General features: G+C 43.9%; 1 protein-coding gene. It reads right to left on the reverse strand.

Annotation, left to right across the window (positions count from 1 at the left end; genetic code table 11):
• Positions 1-366, reverse strand: a 366-nt coding sequence (locus EI162_RS14520) for a helix-turn-helix domain-containing protein (RefSeq protein ID WP_192523140.1), incomplete at its 3' end; no start/stop codon positions are given.
• Between the last annotated feature and the right edge of the window lie 21 nt (positions 367-387).

The following is a 387-nucleotide window of genomic DNA, read 5'->3' on the forward strand; positions in this document are numbered from 1 at the left end:
AAGACAGTGCCATAACGTGCCACCTTTGCTCTTGTCTTTCCAGATATAGCGATAGATGCTCATATGGCTGATACCACCATGAAACCCAGCTATTTGTTCAGGACTCCAGCTCTGTTTAAGCTTGTCTGTAACCCAATCCCATACGTCAGCGATGATAGTGAAAGCGTTGTTTGATCGTCTTGCACAGGCTTCGTTGTCGGCATAATTAGCTCGGTAACCTCGCAGGCTTTTATTACGCTTAAGCTCTCTTGATATGGTGCTGGGACTTCTGCCTAATGCATCAGCTATAAATTTAATACTATGTTTCGCCCCTTTTAAGGCGGAAATCTGATATCGTTCACCTAGGCTTAGATGTGTATAGTTCATGGTTGCAATCTCACTTTGGTC

The organism is Psychrobacter sp. FME6 (assembly GCF_014861365.1).
Lineage (GTDB): Bacteria > Pseudomonadota > Gammaproteobacteria > Pseudomonadales > Moraxellaceae > Psychrobacter.